18 protein-coding genes are annotated in these 22993 nt (G+C 70.1%); 2 read left to right on the top strand and 16 right to left on the bottom strand.

The annotated features are described in order from the left end of the window. Both L3V18_RS15875 and L3V18_RS15870 read right to left on the bottom strand, forming a co-directional pair. On the bottom strand, window positions 1–652 hold a 652-nt coding region (locus L3V18_RS15875), incomplete at its 3' end, for a protein-L-isoaspartate O-methyltransferase family protein (RefSeq protein WP_237056188.1). 161 nt (window positions 653–813) lie between these two features. Then, a complete protein-coding gene (locus tag L3V18_RS15870) occupies window positions 814–1476 on the bottom strand; it encodes a TetR/AcrR family transcriptional regulator (RefSeq protein WP_237056187.1) in 663 nt (220 codons plus the stop codon). Between the two features lie 76 nt (window positions 1477–1552). On the opposite strand from L3V18_RS15870, the gene L3V18_RS15865 reads away from it, so the two are divergent. Together L3V18_RS15865 and L3V18_RS15860 are read left to right on the top strand one after the other, a co-directional pair. Then, window positions 1553–2776 (top strand): efflux RND transporter periplasmic adaptor subunit, encoded by a 1224-nt coding sequence (locus L3V18_RS15865; protein ID WP_237056186.1) that lies wholly within the window; start codon window positions 1553–1555, stop codon window positions 2774–2776. Between the two features lie 7 nt (window positions 2777–2783). Further along, window positions 2784–5951, top strand: a complete 3168-nt coding sequence (locus tag L3V18_RS15860; RefSeq protein ID WP_237056184.1) for an efflux RND transporter permease subunit — start codon at window positions 2784–2786, stop codon at window positions 5949–5951. 22 nt (window positions 5952–5973) lie between these two features. On the opposite strand, the gene glpK is transcribed toward L3V18_RS15860, so the two are convergent. The 14 genes from glpK to L3V18_RS15790 all read right to left on the bottom strand — a co-directional run bounded on the left by glpK (window position 5974) and on the right by L3V18_RS15790 (window position 22979). Next, window positions 5974–7479 carry a glycerol kinase GlpK gene (glpK, locus tag L3V18_RS15855; protein ID WP_237056182.1) on the bottom strand — a complete coding sequence of 502 codons (1506 nt, stop codon included), beginning with the start codon at window positions 7477–7479 and terminating at the stop codon, window positions 5974–5976. A 115-nt stretch (window positions 7480–7594) separates the two neighbouring features. Beyond that, the gene (locus L3V18_RS15850) at window positions 7595–8248 is read right to left on the bottom strand and encodes a hypothetical protein (RefSeq protein ID WP_237056181.1); all 654 of its coding nucleotides are present in this window, start codon (window positions 8246–8248) and stop codon (window positions 7595–7597) included. A gap of 219 nt (window positions 8249–8467) precedes the next feature. Continuing rightward, window positions 8468–9607 (bottom strand): 3-isopropylmalate dehydrogenase, encoded by a 1140-nt coding sequence (leuB, locus tag L3V18_RS15845; protein ID WP_237056180.1) that lies wholly within the window; start codon window positions 9605–9607, stop codon window positions 8468–8470. Continuing rightward, the gene (leuD, locus tag L3V18_RS15840) at window positions 9597–10193 is read right to left on the bottom strand and encodes a 3-isopropylmalate dehydratase small subunit (protein WP_237056179.1); all 597 of its coding nucleotides are present in this window, start codon (window positions 10191–10193) and stop codon (window positions 9597–9599) included. The genes leuB and leuD overlap by 11 nt, the downstream gene beginning before the upstream one ends. Further along, entirely contained in the window at window positions 10193–11644 is a 1452-nt protein-coding gene (leuC, locus tag L3V18_RS15835) for a 3-isopropylmalate dehydratase large subunit (RefSeq protein ID WP_237056178.1), read from the bottom strand. The genes leuD and leuC overlap by 1 nt, the downstream gene beginning before the upstream one ends. Before the next feature lie 8 nt (window positions 11645–11652). Continuing rightward, window positions 11653–13257 carry a 2-isopropylmalate synthase gene (locus L3V18_RS15830; RefSeq protein WP_237056177.1) on the bottom strand — a complete coding sequence of 535 codons (1605 nt, stop codon included), beginning with the start codon at window positions 13255–13257 and terminating at the stop codon, window positions 11653–11655. 94 nt (window positions 13258–13351) lie between these two features. Then, window positions 13352–14473: a threonine dehydratase gene (locus L3V18_RS15825; protein WP_255784057.1), complete on the bottom strand. Its 1122-nt coding sequence runs from the start codon at window positions 14471–14473 to the stop codon at window positions 13352–13354. Window positions 14474–14505: 32 nt separating this feature from the next. Continuing rightward, on the bottom strand, window positions 14506–15441 hold the full coding sequence (locus tag L3V18_RS15820) for an aminotransferase class IV (protein ID WP_237056176.1): 936 nt from the start codon (window positions 15439–15441) through the stop codon (window positions 14506–14508). Continuing rightward, complete coding sequence (locus tag L3V18_RS15815; RefSeq protein ID WP_237056175.1) at window positions 15432–15668, bottom strand: ACT domain-containing protein; 237 nt, start codon at window positions 15666–15668, stop codon at window positions 15432–15434. Before L3V18_RS15815 ends, L3V18_RS15820 begins: the two co-directional genes overlap by 10 nt. Then, complete coding sequence (ilvG, locus tag L3V18_RS15810) at window positions 15652–17475, bottom strand: acetolactate synthase 2 catalytic subunit (RefSeq protein WP_237056174.1); 1824 nt, start codon at window positions 17473–17475, stop codon at window positions 15652–15654. The genes L3V18_RS15815 and ilvG overlap by 17 nt, the downstream gene beginning before the upstream one ends. Before the next feature lie 65 nt (window positions 17476–17540). Next, a complete protein-coding gene (ilvC, locus tag L3V18_RS15805; RefSeq protein WP_237056172.1) occupies window positions 17541–18524 on the bottom strand; it encodes a ketol-acid reductoisomerase in 984 nt (327 codons plus the stop codon). A gap of 65 nt (window positions 18525–18589) precedes the next feature. Beyond that, entirely contained in the window at window positions 18590–20320 is a 1731-nt protein-coding gene (ilvD, locus tag L3V18_RS15800; protein WP_237056169.1) for a dihydroxy-acid dehydratase, read from the bottom strand. Window positions 20321–20694: 374 nt separating this feature from the next. Next, window positions 20695–22014 carry a threonine synthase gene (thrC, locus tag L3V18_RS15795; protein ID WP_425493545.1) on the bottom strand — a complete coding sequence of 440 codons (1320 nt, stop codon included), beginning with the start codon at window positions 22012–22014 and terminating at the stop codon, window positions 20695–20697. After that, a complete protein-coding gene (locus L3V18_RS15790; RefSeq protein WP_237056167.1) occupies window positions 22011–22979 on the bottom strand; it encodes a homoserine kinase in 969 nt (322 codons plus the stop codon). Before L3V18_RS15790 ends, thrC begins: the two co-directional genes overlap by 4 nt. Between the last annotated feature and the right edge of the window lie 14 nt (window positions 22980–22993).

The following is a 22993-nucleotide window of genomic DNA, read 5'->3' as shown; positions in this document are numbered from 1 at the left end:
GGGGGGGGCCCCCGCGGGGTGGGGGGGGGGGGGGGCCCCCCCCCCGGGGGGGGGGGGGGGGGGGGGGGGGGGGGCCCCCCCCCCCCCCGCGCACCAGCACCGCTTCCATTGCCGGCGAACGGCCGCGGATCACGAACATGCGGCCACCTGGCTTGAGCCACTGCATGAAGCGTGGCGGGATCTCGGCGACGGCGCCGGTCACGCAGATCGCATCGAAGCGGCGTTCGTTGCTCCAGTCGAAGGCGTCGGCATGGACCACCCCGACATTGCCGACCGCCTGCTCGGCCAGGCGCGCGCGCGCGCCCTCGGCCAGGTCGGCATGGCGCTCGATGCTGACCACCTCGCGGGCGAGGCGGCCGAGACAGGCGGCCATGAAGCCGCTGCCGCTGCCGATCTCCAGCACCTCGTCGCCGGCTTCGACGGCCAGCGACTGCAGGGTGCGGCCTTCGAGCACCGGCTTCATCATGAATTCGCCGTGCGCCAGCGGCAGAGCCAGGTCCGCGTAGGCCAGCTTGCGGTGGCTCTCGGCGACGAAGGCCTCGCGCGGCAGCGTGGACAGCACGTCCAGGATGCGCGGGTCGAGCACGTCCCAAGGCCGGACCTGCTGCTCGACCATCAGTTCGCGTGCCTTGGCAAAGTCCATCGTCGTCATGTCTGGTGTCGTCGTGCGCGGAAGGTCCGACATTCTAATCGACCGCCCGCGATGGGCGGCGGCGATACGTCGCCGGAGCGGGCACAGGATGGCGTCGGCAGGGTCCGGTGATTTAGTGCCATAAGTCACCGGTACACAAGTAACGGCGGTCAACGGAAGTCTCAGCGGCGGTGCGGGCGGGGCGCATAGGCCGCCAGGAACATGTCCACCGAGGCGTCCAGGTGCTCCTCGACGGTGCCCAGCGGCGGACCGGCACAGCCGAACACCAGCCGTGCATGATGCTCGCCCTTGAGCAGGGTGAAGAACTGGCTGGCGGCGCGCTCGACATCGGAGATCTCAAGCTCGCCGGCCGCGATGCGGCGCTCGAGCAGGCATGCGAAGTCGCCCTGCACGCGCATTGGTCCCGACTCCCAGAACAGCTGCACCATCGGCGACTCGGCCATCTGCGGCGAGCACATCATCCGATGGCCGGCGACCGCCTCGGGGCTGGAGATCATCGCGTAGAAGGCACGGGCGATCTCCTGCAGGCGCTCGCGCAGCGGCACCTCCGGTCGCGACTCGAACAGAGAGGTCGGCATCTGCTGCTCGCAATGGGCCTCGACCACCGCCGAGAACAGTCCCTCCTTGTCGCCGAAATGGCTGTAGACGGTCAGCTTGGACACGCTGGCCTCGGCGGCGACCTGATCCATGCTGGTGCCGTCGAACCCCTGCTGTGTGAAGGTACGCTTGGCGGCTTCCAGGATCGCGGCGCGCTTGGCCAGGTCCTTCGGGCGGCCGGGACCGGTGGGTCGGGAAGGGCGGTCGGTGGAGCGGTTCGCGGACATGGATCAATACTAGACTAATCGGTTTGATATTTATACAGTACTACCTGGTTCATTAATTTCGACTGAGGCTTCCTCCATGCGCCTGCCGCCTCCCCCCGGAACGCGCGCTTCCCGGCACCTGCCCTGGTTCCTGCCCAAGTTCCCGCCGGTATCCTCCTCCGCGGCCGGCCGCCCTGTCGTCGTGCTTTTGCTGTCCATCGCGCTGGCGGCCTGTGCCGGAGGCGAGGAGGGCAACGGGGTTCCGCGCCCGGTCCTGGTCGCGCATCCGCAACCCACGGCGACGACGGTGGATGCATTCGCCGGCGACGTCCGCGCCCGCGAAGAGAGCCCGCTGGCGTTCCGCGTCGGCGGCAACCTGGTCGAACGTCGGGTCGACGTCGGCGACCGGGTCAAGGCCGGCCAGGTGCTGGCGGTACTCGATGGCGAAGACTACGCCGCACAGGCACGGGCCGCGAAGGCTCAACTGTCCGCCGCGGAAGCAGAGCTGAAGCGTGCGCGCGACGAGCGGGCGCGCTTCACCCGGCTCGGCGCCGAGCAGGTGGTCAGCCGCTCGGCGGTGGATGCCCAGGATGCGGCGGCGATCGCCGCTCAGGGGCAGGTCGATGCGGCCCGCGCGAATCTCGCGGTCGCCAGCAACCAGGCCGCCTATACCCGCCTGCGGGCACCGGCCGACGGCGTGATCGCCGCGCGCCAGGCCGAGGCGGGTCAGGTGGTCGCCGCCGGTCAGAGCGTGTTCGTGCTGGCCGCCGACGGCGAGCGCGAGATCGCCTTCGCGGTGCCCGAAAGCGCGATCGATACCGTCGTGCCAGGGCGGCCGGTGCAGGTCGAGCTGTGGTCGCAGCCCGGCAAGCGCTGGCCCGGCCGCGTGCGCGAAGTCTCGCCGGCGGCCGACCCGGCGTCGCGCACGTTCGCGGTGCGGGTGGCGGTCGACGCGCCTTCCGGCAACCTCGAACTCGGACAGAGCGCGCGCGTCTACCTCGACGGCGGCCGCGAGACCAGGCTCGGGGTGCCGCTGGCCGCGCTGCAGAAGACCGATGGCGGCAGCGCTGTGTTCGTGGTCGACCCCGCGACCTCGATCCTGCGCCTGCAGCCGGTGCAGGCCGGCACCTACGGGCCGGACAGCGTCGCGGTGAGCGGCGACATCGACGCCTCGGACTGGGTGGTGGCCGCTGGCGGCCATCTGCTGCGCGAGGGGCTCGAGGTCGCGCCGGTCGACCGCGACAACCGGCCGGTCCGGCTGGTCCGGCCGAAGGGCGATCAGGCCGCCGGACAACGCGCGGTTTCCGTGCCGGAACGCTGAGGCAGCCATGCGCTTCAATCTCTCCGAATGGGCGCTGCGGCACCGCAGCCTCGTGGTCTACGCGATGCTGGTGGTTGCGATCGCCGGTACCCTCTCTTATCTGAATCTTGGTCGCAGCGAGGACCCCGAATTCACCTTCAAGGCGATGGTGATCCGCACCCTGTGGCCGGGCGCGACCGCCGAGGAGGTGTCCACTCAGGTCACCGAGCGGATCGAGAAGAAGCTGATGGAGACCGGCGAGTACGAGTTCATCCGCTCGTACTCCCGCGCGGGCGAATCGCAGGTGATCTTCATGGCGCGCGACTCGATGCGCTCGAAGGAGATCGAGCCGCTGTGGTACCAGGTGCGCAAGAAGGTCGGCGACATCCGCTCGACCCTGCCGGCCGAGGTGATCGGCCCGTTCTTCAACGACGAGTTCGGCGACACCTTCGGCAACATCTACGCGCTGACCGGCGAGGGCTTCGACTACGCGGTGCTGAAGGATTACGCCGAGCGCGTGCAGCTGGCGCTGCAGGAGCTGCCCGACGTCGGCAAGATCGAGCTGTTCGGGGTGCAGGACGAGAAGATCTGGATCGAGCTGTCGAACGTCAAGCTGGCGACCCTCGGCGTGCCCGCGCAGGCGGTGCAGCAGGCGCTGGAGCAGCAGAACGCGATGGTCCCGGCCGGCTTCTTCGAAACCCCGAGCAGCCGCGTGCCGCTGCGGGTCGACGGCCGCTTCGGCACGGTCGAGGAGATCCGCGACTTCCCGATCCGGGTCGGCGACCGCACCTTCCGCCTCGGCGATGTCGCCGAGGTCCGTCGCGGCTTCGCCGACCCGGCGGCGCCGCGGATGCGCTTCCGCGGCGAGGACGCGATCGGGATCGGCGTGGCGATGCGCGACGGCGGCAACATCCTCGACCTCGGCAAGACCCTGGAGTCGGAGTTCGCGCGCCTGCAGGAGACGCTGCCGGCGGGGATGGAGCTGCACAAGGTCGCCGACCAGCCGGCGGCGGTCGACGAATCGGTCGGCGAATTCGTCCAGGTGCTGACGGAGGCGGTGGTGATCGTGCTGCTGGTGAGCTTCCTGTCGCTGGGCCTGCGCACCGGTCTGGTGGTTGCGCTGTCGATCCCGCTGGTGCTGGCAATGACCTTCGCGGTGATGGCGTTCTTCGGCGTCGGCCTGCACAAGATATCGCTCGGCGCGCTGGTGCTCGCGCTCGGCTTGCTGGTCGACGACGCGATCATCGCGGTCGAGATGATGGCGATCAAGATGGAGCAGGGCTTCAGCCGGCTGAAGGCCGCCGCGTTCGCATGGGAGAGCACCGCGTTCCCGATGCTGACCGGCACGCTGATCACCGCGGCCGGCTTCCTGCCGATCGCGACGGCGGCGTCGAGCACCGGCGAATACACCCGCTCGCTGTTCGAGGTGGTGACCATCGCGCTGCTGGTGTCGTGGATCGCCGCGGTGATGTTCATCCCCTATCTCGGCGACAAGCTGCTCCCCGACCACGGCCACGCGGCGCCGTTGAAGCCGGGTTCCCTGGCCGCGCGCTGGCATGCGCAGCGCGCGCGCTGGGCCGATCGCCATCCCGCGCTTGCGGACTTCATCCGCCCGGCGCCGCACGACGGCCGCGATCACGACCCGTACGACACGCGCTTCTACGTCCGCTTCCGCCACTTGCTCGTCTGGTGCGTGCGTCGGCGCAAGACCGTCATCGCGATCACCGTCGCCGCGTTCGTCGGCTCGGTGCTGCTGTTCCGCTTCGTGCCGCAGCAGTTCTTCCCCGACTCGGTGCGTCCGGAACTGATGGTCGACATGGAACTGGCCGAGGGCAGCTCGCTGAAGGCGACCGAGGCGCAGGCGAAGAAGCTCGAGGCGCTGCTGGCCGCACGTCAGGACCTGACCAACTACGTCGCCTACGTCGGCACCGGCTCGCCGCGCTTCTACCTGCCTCTCGACCAGCAGCTGCCGGCGGCCAACTTCGCCCAGTTCGTGCTGATGCCGAAGGACATCGAGGCGCGCGAGGCGGTGCGGGAATGGATCATCGACGAGGTGGTGCCGCAGTTCCCCGACCTGCAGTTGCGCGTCACCCGCCTCGAGAACGGACCGCCGGTCGGCTATCCGGTGCAGTTCCGCGTGTCCGGCGAACACATCGACCGGATCCGCGAGATCGCCTACGAGGTGCGCGAGAAGATCCGCGAGAATCCGCACGTCACCAACGTCAACCTCGACTGGGACGAACCGGGCAAGGTCGTGCGCCTGCGCATCGACCAGGAGCGCGCCCGGGCGATGGGCATCGCTTCGGCCCAGGTCGCGCATTTCCTGACCAGCTCGCTGTCGGGCTCGCACGTGAGCACCTACCGCGAGGGCAACGAACTGGTCGAGATGCTGCTGCGCGGCCCCGAGGAGGAGCGGGTGCGGCTGGACATGCTCGGCAGCCTGGCGGTGCCGACCGGCAGCGGCGCCAGCGTGCCGCTGGAGCAGATCGCGACGCTCGAGTACGGTTTCGAGGACGGCATCATCTGGCATCGCGACCGCCGTCCGACGATGACCGTCCGGGCCGACATCTACGACGGCACGCAGCCGGCCACGGTGGCCGGGCAGATATCGCCGACCCTGGACGAGCTGCGCGCCGGACTCCCGTATGGCTATTCGATCGACATCGGCGGCACCGTCGAGGACTCGGCGCGCGGCCAGGACTCGATCAACGCCGGCATGCCGCTGTTCCTGTTCGTCGTGTTCACCCTGCTGATGCTGCAGCTGCGCAGCTTCTCGCGCAGCGTGATGGTGCTGCTGACCGCACCGCTGGGACTGATCGGCGTGACCCTGTTCCTGCTGGTGTTCCGGGTGCCGTTCGGATTCGTGGCGATGCTGGGCACGATCGCGCTGGCCGGCATGATCATGCGCAACTCGGTGATCCTGGTCGACCAGATCGAACAGGACCGCAGTGCAGGCGAGGAGACCTGGAAGGCGATCGTGGAGGCGACAGTGCGCCGCTTCCGCCCGATCGTGCTGACCGCGCTGGCGGCGATCCTGGCGATGATTCCGTTGTCGCGCAGTGCCTTCTTCGGACCGATGGCAGTGGCGATCATGGGCGGCCTGCTGGTCGCGACCGTGCTGACACTGCTGTTCCTGCCAGCACTGTACGCGGCGTGGTTCCGGGTGAAGGTGCCGCAGCCGGAGGGAGGCGGTTGAAGCCCCGGTCTGGAAGGCCGGGTCAGTCTTCGACGCTGAAGGCCAGCGTCGCCTGTACCGCGCGCTTCCAGCCGGCGTACAGCGCCTCGCGTCGCTGCGCGTCCATCCGCGGCTCGAAACGGCGCTCGACCTGCCGTTGCGCGGCCAGCTCCCCACGGTCTTCCCAGAAGCCCACCGCCAGCCCGGCCAGGCAGGCCGCGCCCCAGGCGGTGGCTTCGCTGTTGCGCGGGCGTTCCAGCGCCGCGTCGAGGATGTCGGCCTGGAACTGCGCGGCGAAATCGTTGCCGATCGCGCCGCCGTCGGCGCTGAGGACCCTGAGCGCGATTCCGGAATCCGCCTGCATCGCTTCCAGCACGTCGCGCGTCTGGTAGGCCAGCGATTCGAGCACCGCGCGGATGAAGACTTCCTTGCTGGTGCCGCGGGTGAGGCCGAACATCGCCCCGCGTACGTCGCTGCGCCAGTACGGCGCGCCGAGGCCGACGAAGGCTGGAACGAAATAGACGCCTTCGCTGGAATGCGCACGCTCGGCGTAGGACTGGCTGTCGCTGGCCTTGCCCAGCATGCGCAGGCCGTCGCGCAGCCACTGGATCGCGGAGCCGGCAACGAAGATGCTGCCCTCCAGCGCGTACTCCACCCGCCCGTCCACGTCCCAGGCGATGGTGGTCAGCAGGCCATTGTCCGAACGTACCGCCCGCTCGCCCGTGTTCATCAGCACGAAACAGCCGGTGCCGTAGGTGTTCTTGGCCATGCCCGGCTCGAAGCAGGCGTGGCCGAACAGCGCCGCCTGCTGGTCGCCGGCGATGCCGCAGATCGGGATGCGCCGCGCGAACACGCCGTCGGGCGCGGTGTGCGCATGGATCTCGCTGTTGGAACGGACCTCGGGCAGCATCGCCGCCGGCACGTCGAGGATTTCCAGCAGGTCCGGGCACCAGCGCCGCCGATGGATGTCGTACATCAGCGTGCGCGCGGCATTGCCGCAGTCGGTCAGGTGGCTGCGGTCCCCGGACAGGTTCCAGAGCAGCCAGCTGTCGATGGTGCCGAACAGCAGTTCGCCGCGCGCCGCGCGCGCACGCGCGCCGGGCACGTGGTCGAGGATCCACTTGAGCTTGGTGCCGGAGAAATAGGCGTCGATCAGCAGTCCGGTGCGTTCCCGCACGATCGCGTCATGGCCGTCGCGCCTGAGCTGCTCGCAGATGCCGGCGGTCTGTCGCGACTGCCACACCACGGCGTTGTGGATGGCCTGTCCGGTGTGGCGGTCCCAGACCACCGTGGTTTCGCGCTGGTTGCTGATGCCGATGCCTGCGACCTGCGAAGCGTCGACCTGCGCCCGTGTCATCGCCTCGACGATGGTCGACTGCACGCTGGCCAGGATCTCTCGCGGATCGTGTTCGACCCAGCCGGGCTGCGGGAACAACTGCGCGAACTCGCGTTGGGCGATTCCGGCCACCGTGCCGCGACGGTCGAACAGGATCGCCCGCGAACTGGTCGTTCCCTGGTCGATGGCCAGGATGTAACGCTTCTCCGTCAATGGTCCCTTCCACCACGGATGGATACCGGATCATCGCACGGGTTGTCATGGAAGGCCTGCGATGAATGTCGGCATCCGACCCGATGCCGTTGCATGATCGGGCCCGGCTGCGGAATCAGTCCTCCTGGCCCCACGGTGCGGGCGGGACATCCACCGGCCGGCCGAGGTCGAACTCGATCCGGAACAGGCGCCCGGGACGCGACAGTTCGTATACGAAGGTACTGCCGGGTTCGATCTCCATCGCCCACGTGTTGCGGATGGATGCGGCGAGTCCCTCCCGAGCGAACAGTTCCCGCGATTCCGCATCGACCGGAAACTCCTGGCGGGCGCCGGTACCGCCCTCGCCGGCGCTGAGGCCGCCGTACATCGTCAACACGTCCTCGCTGCCGTCCTCATGGCGATGGTCGTGCTTCAGCCGCAGGCCGTCGGCGGTCCGGTCCAGCACCCAGGTCCGCGAACGGTCCGCGCCCACGTGGAGGGGAATACGGATGGTGTTCCGGTCGCAGTCGCGCACATGCATGACCAGCGGCTGGCCGGTGAACGGGTCTTCGCCCGCAGGCGGAGGCTGGTTGGCGACGATCCGCCCCGCGAAGGCCTGGCCACACAACGTCCGCACCCGTTCCATGAACCGGTCGGCCGGTGCGGTTTCCGTTGCGGGAATACCGGGTTGATGCGCGACGTCGGCGGCGGATCTGGGGGGCGGGCTGGTGCCGCAGGCGGCCAGGACCAGCAGCGCGGCGGCTGCAGTGCTGCGATGGGTTGGGTTCATCGCAGCACCCTAGCCGGTGCCGTGTGCGCGGCGCAATCGCGACCGGCCTCCGGCTGCATGCCATGCGCCACCGCATCCTCGGCCGCCCGTGGGAGCGGCGCAAGCCGCGACCAGGCCCGGGGGGCGCTCCATCGCGGCTGACGCCGCTGCTACGGGGAGCTTTCCGCCGTTGCCGCGAGAGTCGCTGCGCGGGGCGGTGACGATCCTGGTCGCGCATCCCTAGTCGCGCATCGGCACCGGCTGGCACTCCAGCTGCAGCTGCTCGATCACCGCTTCGGTCGCTTCGCGGGTGCTGACTGCACGGCCGCTGGCGGCGAGGTCGGCGGTGAACACGCCGGCGTCGAGAACGGCCGAGACCGCCTTCTCGATGCAGTCCGCTTCGTCTTCCAGGCCCAGCGAGTGACGCAGCAGCAGCGCGCCGCTGAGGATCGCCGCATACGGGTTGGCGATGCCGCGACCGGCGATGTCGGGCGCCGAGCCGTGGATCGGCTCGTACAGGCCGATGGTCGCAGAACGGCTTCCGTCCGTGGCGTCGCGGGCAGCGCCCGCATGACGCGCGACCTCGCCCAGCGACGCCGACGGCAGCAGGCCTAGCGAGCCGGCCAGCATCGAGGCCTCATCGGTGAGGATGTCGCCGAACATGTTCTCGGTGACGATCACGTCGTACTCGCGCGGCCGCGACAGCAGGTGCATCGCCATCGAGTCGACCAGCTGGTGCTCGAGCTGGATGTCGGGGAACTCCCGGGCGACCACGCGGGTCGTGGTCTCGCGCCACAGCCGCGAAGTCTCCAGCACATTGGCCTTGTCGACCGAGGTCAGCTTGCCGCGACGGCTGCGCGCGAGCGTGCAGGCACGACGCACGACGCGCTCGATCTCCCCGACGTCGTACTCGCACAGATCGCTGGCGGTGGTGGCGGTGCGCGTCTTCTCGCCGAAATAGATACCGCCGGTCAGTTCGCGCACGACCATCAGGTCGACGCCGGTCAGCAGGTGCGGTTTCACCGGCGATGCACCGAGCGCGGCCGGATGCGGTGCCACCGGCCGCAGGTTCGCATACAGGCCAAGCGCCTTGCGGATCGCCAGCAGGCCCTGTTCCGGGCGCACCGCCGCCTTCGGATCCGACCACTTCGGTCCGCCGACCGCGCCGAGCAGGACCGCGTCGGCGCGCCGGGCGGCCTCCAGGGTGGCGGCCGGCAGCGGTTCGCCGGTGGCGTCGATCGCGGCGCCGCCGATCAGGTGTTCGTGGAAGCCGAATGCATGGCCGTAGCGGCGACCGACTGCGCGCAGGACCTCGACCGCGGCGGCGGTGACCTCGGGACCGATGCCGTCCCCGGGCAGTACGACGATGTCAGCGTGCATGGTGGACGCCCTCGTGATGTGTCTGTTCGTAGCGCTGGATGGCGGGCTGCTGGCGCAGCAGATAGCCGAGCTGGTCGACGCCCTCCAGCAGGCAGGTGCGGGCGAACGCATCGAGCGGGAACTCGACCTCGGCGCCGCCGGGCAGGGCGACGCGGCGCCTGGCGACGTCGATGCTCAGCTCGATGCCCGGACGGTCGAGCAGTTCGTCGACGACGGCTTCGTCCAGCACCACCGGCAGCAATCCGTTCTTGAGCGCGTTGCTGCGGAAGATGTCGGCGATCTCGGCGCTGATCACCGCACGGATCCCGAGGTCGGCCAATGCCCACGGCGCATGCTCGCGCGAGGATCCGCAGCCGAAGTTGCGGCCCGCGACCAGGATGCGCGCGCCGGCGCTTTCGGCGCGATTGAACGGAAAGTCCGGATCCGGCGAGCCGTCCGGCAGGTGTCGCCAGTCGCTGAACGCGTGGCGGCCGAGGCCGGCGCGTTCGGTCGTGGTCAGGAAACGGGCGGGGATGATCTGGTCGGTGTCGATGTTGCGCTCGCGCAGCACGACGGTTCTCGAGGTCAGGGTGGTGAAGGCGGTCATCAGGCGGTCTCCAGCTCGACGGCGACGGTCTCGCCGTCGAGGAAGGCACGGGGGTCGGCGATCTCGCCGGCGACCGCACAGGCCGCGGCGGTCAGCGGCGAGGCCAGCACGGTCCGCGCGCCCTTGCCCTGGCGGCCTTCGAAATTGCGGTTGCTGGTCGAGACCGCGAGCTGGCCGGGGCCGACCAGGTCGCCGTTCATCGCGATGCACATCGAGCAGCCCGGCTCGCGCCATTCGGCACCGGCGGAGCGCACGATCGCGTCGATGCCCTCGGCCTCGGCTTCGCGCTTGACCTGTTCCGAGCCGGGTACGACCAGCATGCGCACCCGCGGGTGCACCTTGCGGCCACGCAGCACGCGCGCGGCGTCGCGCAGGTCGGACAGGCGCGAGTTGGTGCAACTGCCGACGAAGACGACATCGACCGGCCGACCTGCAAGCGCCGCTTCCGACTTCCAGCCCATGTAGTCGCGTGCCTTGCCCGCGTCAGCGCCGGCGTCGGCAGGCAGGCGGGCGCCGACCGCCGCCACCTGGCCCGGATGGGTGCCCCAGGTGATGGTGGGCTCGATTCCGGTGGCGTCGATCACCACCTCGCGATCGAAGCGCGCACCTGGGTCGCTGCGGAACTGCTCCCAGCGCCCGACCGCGGCGTCGAAGGCGGCGCCGGACGGCACACGCGGCCGGCCGCGTAGATACTCGAAGGTGATCTCGTCGGGCGCGATCAGGCCGGCACGTGCGCCGGCCTCGATCGACATGTTGCAGACCGTCATCCGCTCCTCCATGGACAACGCGCGGATCGCACTGCCGCGATACTCGATCACGTGGCCGGTGCCGCCGTTGACGCCGATCACGCCGATCACGTGCAGGATCAGGTCCTTGGCGGTCACGCCCGGCCGCAGCGCGCCGTCGATCGTGATCGCCAGCGTCTTCGGCCTGCGCTGCAGCAGGCATTGCGTGGCCAGCACGTGGCCGACCTCGCTGGTGCCGATGCCGAACGCCAGGGCTCCGAAGGCGCCGTGGGTGGCGGTGTGACTGTCGCCGCAGACGATCGTCATGCCGGGCTGGGTCAGGCCGAGCTCGGGGCCGATCACGTGGACGATGCCGCGTTGCGGGCTGTCGATGTCGAACAACTCGATGTCGTGTCGCGCACAGTTGTCGCGCAGGCGCTGCACCTGCGCGCGCGCCTCGTCGCTGGCGAAGGGCAGGCGGCCGTCCGCGCCGGCCGGCAGGGTCGGCGTCGAGTGGTCCATCGTCGCCTTGGTGCGATCCGGGCGGCGCGGAGCGAGTCCGCGCGATTCGAGCTCGGCGAACGCCTGTGGCGAGGTGACCTCATGGATCAGGTGCAGGTCGATGTAGAGGACCGCCGGCGCGGCCTCCGTTTCGGGGGTGACGAGATGGGCGTCCCACAGCTTGTCGAACAGGGTGCGGGGACGGGACGGTGGATGCGATGACATGGAGGCACTCATGCGGTGGCGGCGACGCGCGCCGTCGGGGTGGGTCGGGGCGTGCTTTGCGCGACATCGACGCCGCCGCGCAACAGCCGGTTGGCGATGTCGAGCCAGGCGTGCGCGCTCGCCTCGAGAATGTCGGTGCTGGTGCCCGAGCCGGTCAGCTCGCTGCCGTCGACCCGTGCGATCACCTGCGCCTGGCCCTGGGCGTCGTCGCCGGTGGTCACGCTGGACACCTGATAGCTGTCGATGTCCAGTTCGATGCCGGTGGCGCGCGCGAGCGCGGCGAACAGCGCGTGCACGGGGCCATCGCCGACCGCGGCCTCGCTGACGGCCCCGCCATCGGCATCGTGCAGCTGCACGCTGGCGGTGGGCAGGACGTCGCCATTGCCCGAGCCGGTGCTGACGTGCAGCCGGGTCAGGCGCCAGCCGCGGGTCGTCGCCGAATCGGTCCCCAGGGCCAGCGCCTCCAGGTCGGCGTCGAACACCTCGCGCTTCTTCTCGGCCAGCGTCTTGAATGCGGCAAACACCTGGTTCAGTGCCGGCTCCGGCAGCTGGAAGCCCAGCGCCTGCAGTCGGTCGGCCAGCGCGGCGCGGCCGCTGTGGCGTCCCATCACCATCTGCGACTGCGCCCAGCCGACATCTTCCGGCCGCATGATCTCGTAGGTGCCGCGGTGCTTGAGCATGCCGTGCTGGTGGATGCCGGACTCGTGCGCGAACGCGTTCTGTCCGACCACCGCCTTGTTGCGCTGGACCGCCATGCCGGTGATCCGCGACAGCAGCCGCGACGTCGGCACCAGCCGGCGGGTATCGATTCGGGTATGGGCGCCGTAGTAGCCGCTGCGCACCCGCAGCGCCATCACCAGTTCTTCAAGCGCGCAGTTGCCGGCGCGTTCTCCGATGCCGTTCACCGTGCACTCGACCTGGCGCGCGCCACCCTCGATCGCGGCCAGCGAGTTGGCGACCGCCAGGCCGAGGTCGTTGTGGCAATGCGCGCTGAACACCACCTCGCCGGCGCCGGCGACGCCGCTGGCCTCCACGGCGGCGCGCAGGTATTCGAACAATGCGCGGATCTCGCTCGGGGTGGTGTAGCCGACGGTATCGGGAATGTTGAGCGTCCTTGCGCCGGCGGCGACCGCGGCGCTGCATATCTCGGCGAGGAACTCAGGTTCCGTTCGCAGCGCGTCCTCGGCCGAGAACTCGACGTCGTCGACGAGGCGGCGCGCGCGCTGCACGCCCTTCACCGCGCGCTCGAGCACCTGTTCCCGGCTCAGTCCCAGCTTGTGCTCGCGATGCAACGGGCTGGTCGATATGAACACGTGGATGCGCGGATGCGCGGCGCCGTCCAGCGCGGACGCGCAGGCATCGATGTCGTCGTCGTGGCAGCGGGCCAGGGTGGCGATGGTACTGCCGCGGACCTCGCGCGCGATCGCCCGCACCGCATCCCGGTCGGCCTGGGAACTGGCCGGAAAGCCGGCCTCGAGTGCATCGACGCCGAGTTCCGCGAGCGCGTGGGCGAAGCGGAGCTTCTGCGCGGCGGTCATGCTGCAGCCCGGCGACTGTTCGCCATCGCGCAGGCTGGTGTCGAAGATGCGTACTCGGGCGGCGGGGTCGTTCATTCGTTGTGCTCCGTCGAGGTTGTTGTCGGCCGCGGATGGGTGCGGGTCGAAGCCGCGTGGCAGGTGGATGGGGCGGCGATGTTCGATTCCCGATTCATGCCAGCTCCACTCCTGCTTTGGCCCAGTTCGCGTCCATCCGTGGGAATCCGCGGCCAGCACCGGTGTCCGGTCTGAGGGGCGTGAGTGTCGGAATGGCCGGCTCCTGCGCCGACACCGGCAAGGCGGTCTCGCGGCTGCGGCGGCGCGGTCGGCGCGGTGCGCGCGGACGGACTTCCGACAGCAGGGTCGCGAGCACGCCCGCGTCGACGTTGCCGCCGGACACCACTGCGCACTTGCGCCTGCCGGCGACGCGACGGCCGGCGGCCAGCGCCAGCGCACCGGCACCTTCGGCGATCACGTGCTCTTCCAGCGCCAACCGCACCAGGGTCTCGCGCAACTCGGCTTCGCGGACGATCACGATGTCGTCGAGCAGCTCGGCAAGCAGGCGCCGGGTCAGCATGCCCGGCACCTTGACGCGGACACCGTCGGCCAGGCTGGTCGCCGGCTCGATCGGACGCTCGTCGCCTTCGAGGGCTCGTGCCATCGAGTCGACGCCTTCGACCTGGGCGCCGACGATCCGGATGCCCTGCGACTTGAGCGCCAGTGCGACGCCGGACGCCAGTCCGCCTCCACCGATCGGCACCAGCACCACATCCGGCGCCAGCGCCGCCAGCTCCAGGCCGACCGTGCCCTGACCGGCGATCACGTCGGGGTCGTCGAACGCCGACAGCAGCCGGTAGCCGTGCTGCCGCGCCAGCTCGTGGGCGAAGGCCTTCGCTTCGTCGTAGCTGTCGCCGTGCAGGCGAACCGTCGCACCCCAGTGGGAAACGCCCGCGACCTTGGTGTCCGGCGCGCCGCGCGGCATCACCGTGATCGCCTGCATGCCGAGGCGGTAGGCGGCCCAGGCCAGGCCCTGGGCGTGATTGCCGGCGGAGGCCGCGATCACCGGACGTTCGTCGCCGCGCTCGCGTGCGGCCAACAGCGCATTGAGCGCGCCGCGCACCTTGTACGAGCCGGTGCGTTGCAGGTTCTCCAGCTTCAGCCAGCAGCCGAAACGCTCGGCGTGATGCAGCGGCGTCGCGGTCAGGTAGCGGCGCAGGCGGGCCTGTGCCGCAAGCACGTCGGCGACGCCGACGGCTACGTCGCCCTCGTCGATCTGCTCGCCGGAGCTGCGCATGTCCTTGCCGCGGGCGCGGGTGCCGTCCATCGTCAGACCCGGGTCAGCCAGTGGGCGAAGGCGGGATCCTGGCCACGGACGATGCGCGCGTAGCGTTGCTGGAAATCGCGGGTCACCGGGTTGTCGCCATACTCGTGCCCGTCGAGCGATGCGATCGGCGCGACTTCGGCGGCGGTACCGCAGACGAACACCTCGTCGGCCTGCTTCAGCTCCTCCAGTGCGACCGGCCGCGACTGCGCGCCGGACAGTTCGACCAGGGTCGCGCGGGTGATGCCGTCGAGCGCATCCGCGTGGCTGACCGCGGTGATCTCGCCGCCCTTGACCATGAACACGTTCGCACCGGTGCACTCGACCGCGTAGCCGTCGCCGTCGACGAACAGGGCCTCGTCGAAACCGCGCTGCTTGGCTTCGCGCTTGGCCAGCACGGAATTGACGTAGCCGCCGCACAGTTTCAGCGGCGGCAGCGAGCTGGCCGGATTGCGTCGCCAGCCCGACACGCCCAGGCGCGCCGCCTTGCCGGCCAGGTGCACTGCGGTGGCCATCGTCGCGACCATCAGGTGCTGGCTCAGCGGCGCGACGTCCAGCCCGATCGTGCCGCTGCCCAGCCAGGCCAATGGACGGATGTAGGCGTCGCGGTGGCCGTTCGCGCGCAGTGTCTGCAGCACCGCCTCGCCGGCGGCGTCGACGTCGAAGTCGATGCCGAGCAGCTCGCAGCCCTTGCGCATGCGCTCCAGGTGCTCGGGCAGGCGGAACACCGCCGCGCCACCGTCGGCGGTGGCGTAGGCGCGGATGCCTTCGAACACGCCACTGCCGTAGTGCATCGCGTGGGTGGTCAACGGCGCCTGGGGCGAGTCGATCGCGACCATGCGGCCGTCGAACCACACCTGCGGGCTGGCGGCGGGCACGGAGGCGCTGTCGCGGGCGGTTTCGGCGGCTTCCGCCGCCGGTGTCGCGTCGTTCAACTGCACGGCGACACCTCCACCGCGAGGCAGTCGTAGAGCTTCGCCAGCTGCGACTGCAGGGACGTGTCGGCACGTTCGCCTTCGACCATCAGGCGCAGGTGCCAGCGGTCGCCGTCGGGCTGGGCCTCGCCGTCGACGGCCAGCGGCCGGAAGCCGCGACGTTCGGCCGCGCCCAGCACGCGTGCCAGCGCGCCTTCGGCCTGCCTTAGGGTGAGATCAAGCTGGTAACGCATGGCTGGGGTTCTCCGGAGTGGGGGAATTGGATGCTTGGGCTGCCGGCCCGGGGACCTCGTCGCCGTCCAGCATTTCCGCGTTGTTGCGGTTCGGCGGCACCAGCGGCCAGACGTTGGCCTTCTGGTCGATCGCCACGTGCAGCAGCGCCGGGCCTGGCGCGTGCACCAGCGCCTGCAGTGCGTCCTCGACATCGTCGGCGCGGTCGATACGGGTAGCCGGGATGCCGAACGCGGAGGCCAGCGTCGCGAAGTCGGGGTTGTCGGACAGGTCGATCTCGGAATAGCGCTGCTCGAAGAACAGTTCCTGCCACTGCCGGACCATGCCCAGCGCCTGGTTGTCGAGCAGGACGATCTTCACCGGCAGCCGGTAGCGGGCGACGGTGGCCAGCTCCTGCACGTTCATCAGGAACGAGCCGTCGCCGCTGACGCAGACCACGCAGGCCTCCGGCTCCTGCGGGTCGTGCGGGGCCTGTTCCCGCAACGCCAGCTGCGCGCCGATCGCCGCCGGCAGGCCGAAGCCCATCGCGCCGAGGGCGCCGCTGGTCAGGTGCTGGCGCGGATGGCTGAAGCGCCAGTGCTGCGCGACCCACATCTGGTGCTGGCCGACGTCGCAGGACACGACCGCTCCGGGCACTATTTCAGATAGCCGTTTCAGCAGGGCGGGCGCATAGACGCCGTCGCCCGGCGCGTCGTAGCGGGCTGCATGATCGCGCGCGCGCTGCTGGCAGGTTTCCAGCCACTGCCGCCGCGCGACCGCATGGCGCCCATGCACATGCGCGGCACAGGGCAGGGTCAGCGCCTTCAATGCACCGACGATGTCGCCGTTTATCGCCGCGTCGGCATGCCGCAGCTTGCCGATCTCGCAGGCGTCCGGGTCCATGTGGATCACCCGCGCATGGGGGGCGAACTCGGACAGCTTGCCGGTCGCGCGGTCGTCGAAGCGGGCGCCGACCACGATCAGCAGATCGCATTCCTGCACCGCCAGGTTGGCCGCACGGGTGCCGTGCATGCCGAGCATGCCAAGGTTCAGCGGATTGTCCGGCGGCAGCGCGCCGAGCCCCTTGAGGGTCAGCACCGCGGGAATGCGGGTCGCGTTGACGAAATCGCGGAACACGTCCACCGCATTCCCCAGCGCGACGCCGCCGCCGGCATAGACGACCGGCCGCTGCGCCTGCGACACCAGCGCCAGCGCTGCGTGCAGCGAGGCGTCGGCCGCACGCGGCACGTCGTCGATGTCCAGCGGCACGTGCGGGGCGAGGCCGCTGGCATCGCCGACCTGCACGTCCTTGGGGAAATCGATCAGCACCGGACCCGGACGCCCCGAGCGGGCGATGCGGAAAGCCTCGGCGACCACCCTCGGAAGATCCTCGACCCGGCGCACGAGGAAGCTGTGCTTGACGATCGGCATCGTCATGCCGAACACGTCCAGCTCCTGGAATGCGTCCGTGCCCATCAACGGGGTGGCGACCTGGCCGGTGATCACGACCATCGGCACCGAATCCAGCATCGCATCGGCGATGCCGGTGACAAGGTTCGATGCACCGGGACCGGAAGTGGCGACGCATACGCCGACGCGCCCGCTGGCTCGCGCATAGCCATTGGCTGCGAACGCCGCACCCTGCTCGTGACGGACCAGGACGTGTTTCAGGTCCGAGCCGTGCAGGGCATCGTAGAACGGCATGATCGCGCCGCCGGGATAGCCGAACAGCGTGTCGACGCCTTCGGCGATCAGGGCCTGCGCGAGCCACGAAGCTCCGTTGCAGGGGCTCGCGGTTCTCGGGGTGCTGCTGGCGGTTTGGGTGCTCATGGACATCCTGTTGGTTTGGCTCCCCGTCGTCCCCGCCATTGCGGGGACAACGGGGAGCGGAGCGTTCAGGCCGCCTTGGCCGCGGTGGCCGGCGCATTGCCGAGCCACTTCATGTTCGCGCGCAGCTTCCTGCCGACCGCCTCGATCGGATGCTCGAGATCGGCCTGCTTCATCGCCTTGTACTGCGCGTTGCCGGCCGCGTACTCGGCGATCCACTGACGCGCGAAGGTGCCGTCCTGGATTTCCTCCAGCACCTTCTTCATCTGCGCGCGGGTGTTGTCGTCGACGACGTAGGGACCCCGGGTCAGCGCGCCGTACTGGGCGGTCTCGCTGATGAACTCGTGCATGCGGGTGATGCCGCCCTCGTAGAACAGATCGACGATCAGCTTCAGTTCGTGCAGGCACTCGTAGTAGGCGACCTCGGGCTGGTAGCCCGCCTCGACCAGGGTTTCCCAGCCGGCCTGCACCAGTTTGGTCGCGCCGCCGCACAGCACCGCCTGTTCGCCGAACAGGTCGGTCTCGGTCTCTTCCTTGAACGTGGTCTTGATCGCATTCTGGCGCGCGCCACCGATGCCGGCGCAGTAGGCCAGCGCCAGTTGCTCGGCACCGCCGCTGCGATCCTGGTGGACCGCGTAGACCGACGGCACGCCGCGGCCGATCTCGTATTCGCGGCGGACCAGCGCGCCCGGCCCCTTCGGGGCGACCAGCACCACGTCCAGGTCCTCACGCGGGTTGATCTGCTGGTAATGCACGTTGAAGCCGTGCGCGAACAGCAGGCACGCGCCCTGGGCGATGTTCGGCTCGATCACTTCGCCGTACAGCTGCGGCTGGACCATGTCGGGCGTCAGCACCGCGACCAGCTCGGCCTCCCTAACTGCGTCGGCGGGCGTCTTCACGGTGAAGCCGTCGGCTTTGGCCTTGATCTCGGTCGGGCCGCCCGGGCGCAGGCCGACAGTCACGTCGAAACCGGAATCGCGAAGGTTGAGCGCGTGCGCGCGACCCTGGCTGCCGTAGCCGACGATCGCGATGCGGGGTTTGCTGGAAGACATTGCGGGTTCCTTGGTGGGTGTGTAGGAGCGGCATCAGCCGCGATCTGGATTCGGGCGAAGGCGTGCTAGACGAGGATCGGTTCGTGGGTTGTGGCAGGTACGATGGAAGCCGGGATCTCCCGCGGAGACGTCGCATCCAGAGGTCCCGGCGCGGTTACCGCTCCCTTCGACGCGGAGCTGACGATGCGTGCGTACTTCGCCAGCGCGCCGGTACGGATGCGCGGCTGGAACCGTGCCGGCGCCCGCGCGGCCAGGTCGGCATCCACGTCGATGCGGCGCGTGGTCACGTCGATGCGCACGGTGTCGCCGTCGCGCAGGCATGCGATCGGGCCGCCGTGCGCGGCCTCGGGCGCGATGTGGCCGACCATGAAACCGTGGGTCGCGCCGCTGAAGCGGCCGTCGGTGATCAACGCGACGTCGTTGCCCAGGCCCTGGCCGACCAGGGCCGCGGTCACCGCCAGCATTTCGCGCATGCCGGGACCGCCGGTCGGACCCTCGAAGCGGATCACCACCACGTCGCCGGCGCGGATGTCGCGCGCCTGCACCGCGGCGAATGCCGCCTCCTCGGAGTCGAACACCCGCGCGGGGCCTTCGAAGCGGTCGCGGCCATGGCCGGCCAGCTTGACGATGCAGCCTTCCGGCGCCAGGTCGCCATAGAGGATCGAGTAGCCGCCGCGCGGCTTGATCGGGTCGTCGACAGGACGCACCACGTCCTGGCCCGCCGGTACGGCCGCCTCGTCCAGCTCGGCGAAGAACCCGCGGCCGGTGACCGTCGGTACGTCCTCGATCAGTCCTGCCGTACGCAGTTCGCGGGCGACCAGGGCGGTGCCGCCCTGCTCGAACATCTCGGCCGCGGTATAGCGGCCGCCGGGCTTCAGATCGGCGATGACCGGCGTGGACGCCGCCGCCTCGAATTCCTCCAGGTCGAAGGCGATGCCCGCCTCATGCGCGATCGCCAGCAGGTGCAGCGCGGCGTTGGTGGAGCCGGCGGTGGCCGACACCGCGCGTGCCGCGTTGCGCAGCGCGGCGGGGGAGAGAAGGGTGCGCGGTGTCGGGCCGCTGTTGCGCAACTGCTGCATCACCAGCGCCCCGCAACGGCGGGCGGCGGCGGGTTTGTCGGCGTGCACTGCCGGGATGTCGTTGAACTGCAGCGGCGACAGCCCGAGGAAGGTCAGCACCATCGCCATCGTGTTGGCGGTGAACTGGCCGCCACAGGCGCCGGCGCCGGGACAGGCATGCGACTCGACCCGGTGCAGCTCGGCGTCGTCGATGCGTCCGGCAGCGTGCGCTCCGACCGCCTCGAACACGTCCTGCACGGTCAGCGGTTTGTCGTCGCTCCTGGAAGGGCACTTGCCCGGCATGATCGTGCCGCCGTAGAGGATCACGGTCGGCACGTCCAGGCGCGCGGCCGCCATCGCCGCCGCCGGGATGGTCTTGTCGCAGCCGACCAACAGCACCATCGCATCGAGGCTGTGGCCGGTGACCGCCAGTTCGATCGAATCGGCGATGGTCTCGCGCGAGGCCAGCGACGCACGCATGCCGTCGGTGCCCATCGCGATCCCGTCGGTGATCGCGATGGTGTTGAACTCGACCGCGGTGCCGCCGTTGTCCTCGATGCCGGCGCGCACGTCGGCGGCAAGATCGCGCAGGGTCAGGTTGCACGGCGACACGTCGGTCCAGGTATGGATCACGCCGACGAACGGCCGTGCGATCGCCTCGTCGTCGCGGCCGGTCGCGCGCAGCATCGCCCGCGCCGGTGCGTGTGCGGGGCCCTGCTTGATCGCGTTGCTTCTCACTGTCGGGAATTCCTTGGCGGTATCGGGAAGATGGGTTTTCGGAGGACTGAAACGAAAAACCCCGCGCCATCTCTGGCGCGGGGTCCTGGTACTTTTCGGGTTTGCCTGTGTCAGCTACGCAATCCCGTACCCCGCGCTTGTTGGCCCGGTAATAAGTACGAGTACGAGAATGAGCGCGCTGGCGATGGCCGCCGCGATCGCGGGCGGAAGCGCGGCGTGCAGGGCGTCGGCCGGGTCGTGGGCCCGGGCGGCGGCGGTCTGCGGATGGTTGCTGCGCTGCGTCATGGAGCTGAGGTAAACACGGCTCGATCCAGAGTGTCAACAGTTTCCTGTGAAACGGCGACGAGCCGTGACCCGTTGCCCGCTTCGATGCGTCATCGCACGGTCAACGTTTCGACCAAGGTCGAATAGGTCGCCGGCATCGGCTCGGCATGCGCAGGGCGGGCCAGGGACTCGGCCAGTGCCGGCGGCGGCTCGACGGTGCCGCCGATCAACGGCTCGACGATCGACTCGAACTTGGCCGGGTGCGCGGTCGCCACCACCGCCCAGGCACGGGTGTCGCCGGATTCGCGCAAGCGCTCGAGCAGGTGCAGGCCGGTCGCGGTATGCGGGCAGGGCACGACACCGTGCCGTTGCGGCGCGGTTGCGATCGTCGCACGGATCGTTGCGTCGTCGACCGCGATCGCCGTCGTCGCCGCACGCAGCGCCGCGTCGTCGCGATGCCAATGGCGCAGACGCTCGAAGTTGCTCGGAGCGCTCACGTCCATCGCGTTGGCCAGCGTCGCGACGGTGGGGTGCGGGGCGTAGTCCTCACCCGCGAAGTACCGCGGCAGGGTGTCGTTGGCATTGCTCGCCAGCCGCACTTCGCCGACCGGCAGTCCCATCCGCTGCGCCAGCACCGCTGCGCAGGCATTGCCCAGGTTGCCGGTGGGCACGATGAAGTTCAGCGCCTCGCCATGCATGGCGTGGTGAAGAAGCGCGGCATGCGCGTAGTAGGCCGCCTGTGGCAGCAGCCGGCCGAGGCTGATGCTGTTGGCCGAGCCGAGCGGGCAACGTTCGCGCAGGTCCTGGTCGGCCAGCGCCTGCTTGGCCAGCCGCTGGCAGTCGTCGAAGCTGCCATCGACCCGGAACGCGCGGACGTTGTCACCCCAGCAGCCCAGACCGTGCGCCTGGCGTGGCGACACGCGGCCATCGGGGTAGAGGATCGCGACCTCGAAGCCGTCGCGATGGTGGAAGGCGGCCGCGACCGCGGCGCCGGTGTCGCCCGAGGTCGCAACGACGATCGTGGTCGGCCGGACATCGTCCCGTGGTTCCGAATGCCCGCGCAATCTCGACAGCGCTTCGGCGAGGAAGCGCGCGGCATAGTCCTTGAACGCGGCGGTCGGGCCATGGAACAGCTCGAGCAGACGGTCGTTGCGGCCGGCAAGCGGCCGCAGCGGTGCGTCGAACGCGAAGGCCTGCGCGCAGATGGCGGCGAGTTCTTCCTGCAGCCGCGAGCCGACGAAGTACGGTGCCAGCACCGCGACTGCGGTGTCGGCCAGCGTCGTCCCGGGCGTGGCGATATCGACGGTGGGAATCCGCTCGGGGACGAACAGCCCGCCGTCGGCGGCGAGCCCGGCGATCAATGCGGCATCGATGCCGGTCGTCGCGCCGTGTCCGCGCGTGCTGACATAGCCCAGTGGCACCGCGGTCATGCCGCTTCTCCCGACGTGGACAGCACTTCGGCGCGCGGTCCCGCGACCGGCGAGACGTAGGCGCGCGCGTCGAAACCGGCGTCGACGAAGGCCGCGCGCATCGCCGGTGCCGCGGCCTCGGCGGCGGAGCGCGATGCGAACCAGGCAAAGGTGCTCGGCCCGGCACCGGAGATGCTCGCGCCAAGCGCATCGTGGTCGAGCGCGGCCGCCTTGGCGGCGGCGAAGCCGGGGATCAGCGGTGCGCGTCGCGGTTCGACCAGAAGATCGATCAGGCCTTCGCGCAGCATCGCCGCGTCGCCGCGCTGCAGGCCGGTCAGGAACAGCGCCAGGTGCGCGCTTTGCCGCACCACCAGCGGCAGCGGATAGGGCTCGGACAGCACCTCGCGGGCGCGCCGCGTCTCCAGCTCCTGGTCGGGATGGACGACCACCACGTGCAGCCAGTCCGGCGCCGGCAGCGCGATCATGCGCTCGTGGGTCGCCATCACCACGCCGCCGAGCAGCATCGGCGCGACGTTGTCGCCGTGACGGCTGCCGCTGGACACCGATTCGCCGTCGAGCGCGAATCCGTACAGCGCCTCGCGACTCAACGGGGTTTCCAGCAACGCGTTCGCGGCGACCAACGCGGCCACGCAGGAGGCGGCCGATCCGCCGAGCCCGGAGCCGAGCGCGATGCCCTTCTGCAGCGACAGTTCGAAGCCGTGCTCCAGCCCGAGCGCCTCGCGCAGGCTGATCAGGGCCTGGCCCGCGGTGTTGCGTTCCGCTTGCAGCGGCAGCCGGTCGGCGCCTGGCACGTCGCCGCCGATCGCGGCGATGCGGACTTCGCGGGTCTCGATGCGGCGGACCGCGGCGATGTCGCGCGGGCCGTCGATGCTGTGACCGAGCAGGTCGAAGCCGACGCCGATGTTGCCGACGCTGGCGGGCGCGAAGGCACGGGCCAGCAGCGGTGGAGTCGTCTGGGCGGGCAAGCGGGCTTCTCCTG

Origin of the sequence: Marilutibacter chinensis (genome assembly GCF_021725675.1) — a bacterium.
Classification (GTDB): domain Bacteria; phylum Pseudomonadota; class Gammaproteobacteria; order Xanthomonadales; family Xanthomonadaceae; genus Marilutibacter; species Marilutibacter chinensis.
Note: the sequence above shows the minus strand (reverse complement) of the source record. Positions and strands in the feature narration are given on the sequence as shown.

Excerpts from the sequence above, each read along its gene's own strand:
- L3V18_RS15870 (WP_237056187.1), bottom strand. The coding sequence starts at position 1,476 with ATGTCCGCGAACCGCTCCACCGACCGCCCTTCCCGACCCACCGGTCCC.
- L3V18_RS15865 (WP_237056186.1), top strand. The coding sequence starts at position 1,553 with ATGCGCCTGCCGCCTCCCCCCGGAACGCGCGCTTCCCGGCACCTGCCC.
- L3V18_RS15860 (WP_237056184.1), top strand. The coding sequence starts at position 2,784 with ATGCGCTTCAATCTCTCCGAATGGGCGCTGCGGCACCGCAGCCTCGTG.
- L3V18_RS15850 (WP_237056181.1), bottom strand. The coding sequence starts at position 8,248 with ATGAACCCAACCCATCGCAGCACTGCAGCCGCCGCGCTGCTGGTCCTG.
- leuB (WP_237056180.1), bottom strand. The coding sequence starts at position 9,607 with ATGCACGCTGACATCGTCGTACTGCCCGGGGACGGCATCGGTCCCGAG.
- leuD (WP_237056179.1), bottom strand. The coding sequence starts at position 10,193 with ATGACCGCCTTCACCACCCTGACCTCGAGAACCGTCGTGCTGCGCGAG.
- leuC (WP_237056178.1), bottom strand. The coding sequence starts at position 11,644 with ATGTCATCGCATCCACCGTCCCGTCCCCGCACCCTGTTCGACAAGCTG.
- L3V18_RS15830 (WP_237056177.1), bottom strand. The coding sequence starts at position 13,257 with ATGAACGACCCCGCCGCCCGAGTACGCATCTTCGACACCAGCCTGCGC.
- L3V18_RS15825 (WP_255784057.1), bottom strand. The coding sequence starts at position 14,473 with ATGCGCAGCTCCGGCGAGCAGATCGACGAGGGCGACGTAGCCGTCGGC.
- L3V18_RS15815 (WP_237056175.1), bottom strand. The coding sequence starts at position 15,668 with ATGCGTTACCAGCTTGATCTCACCCTAAGGCAGGCCGAAGGCGCGCTG.
- ilvG (WP_237056174.1), bottom strand. The coding sequence starts at position 17,475 with ATGAGCACCCAAACCGCCAGCAGCACCCCGAGAACCGCGAGCCCCTGC.
- ilvC (WP_237056172.1), bottom strand. The coding sequence starts at position 18,524 with ATGTCTTCCAGCAAACCCCGCATCGCGATCGTCGGCTACGGCAGCCAG.
- thrC (WP_425493545.1), bottom strand. The coding sequence starts at position 22,014 with ATGACCGCGGTGCCACTGGGCTATGTCAGCACGCGCGGACACGGCGCG.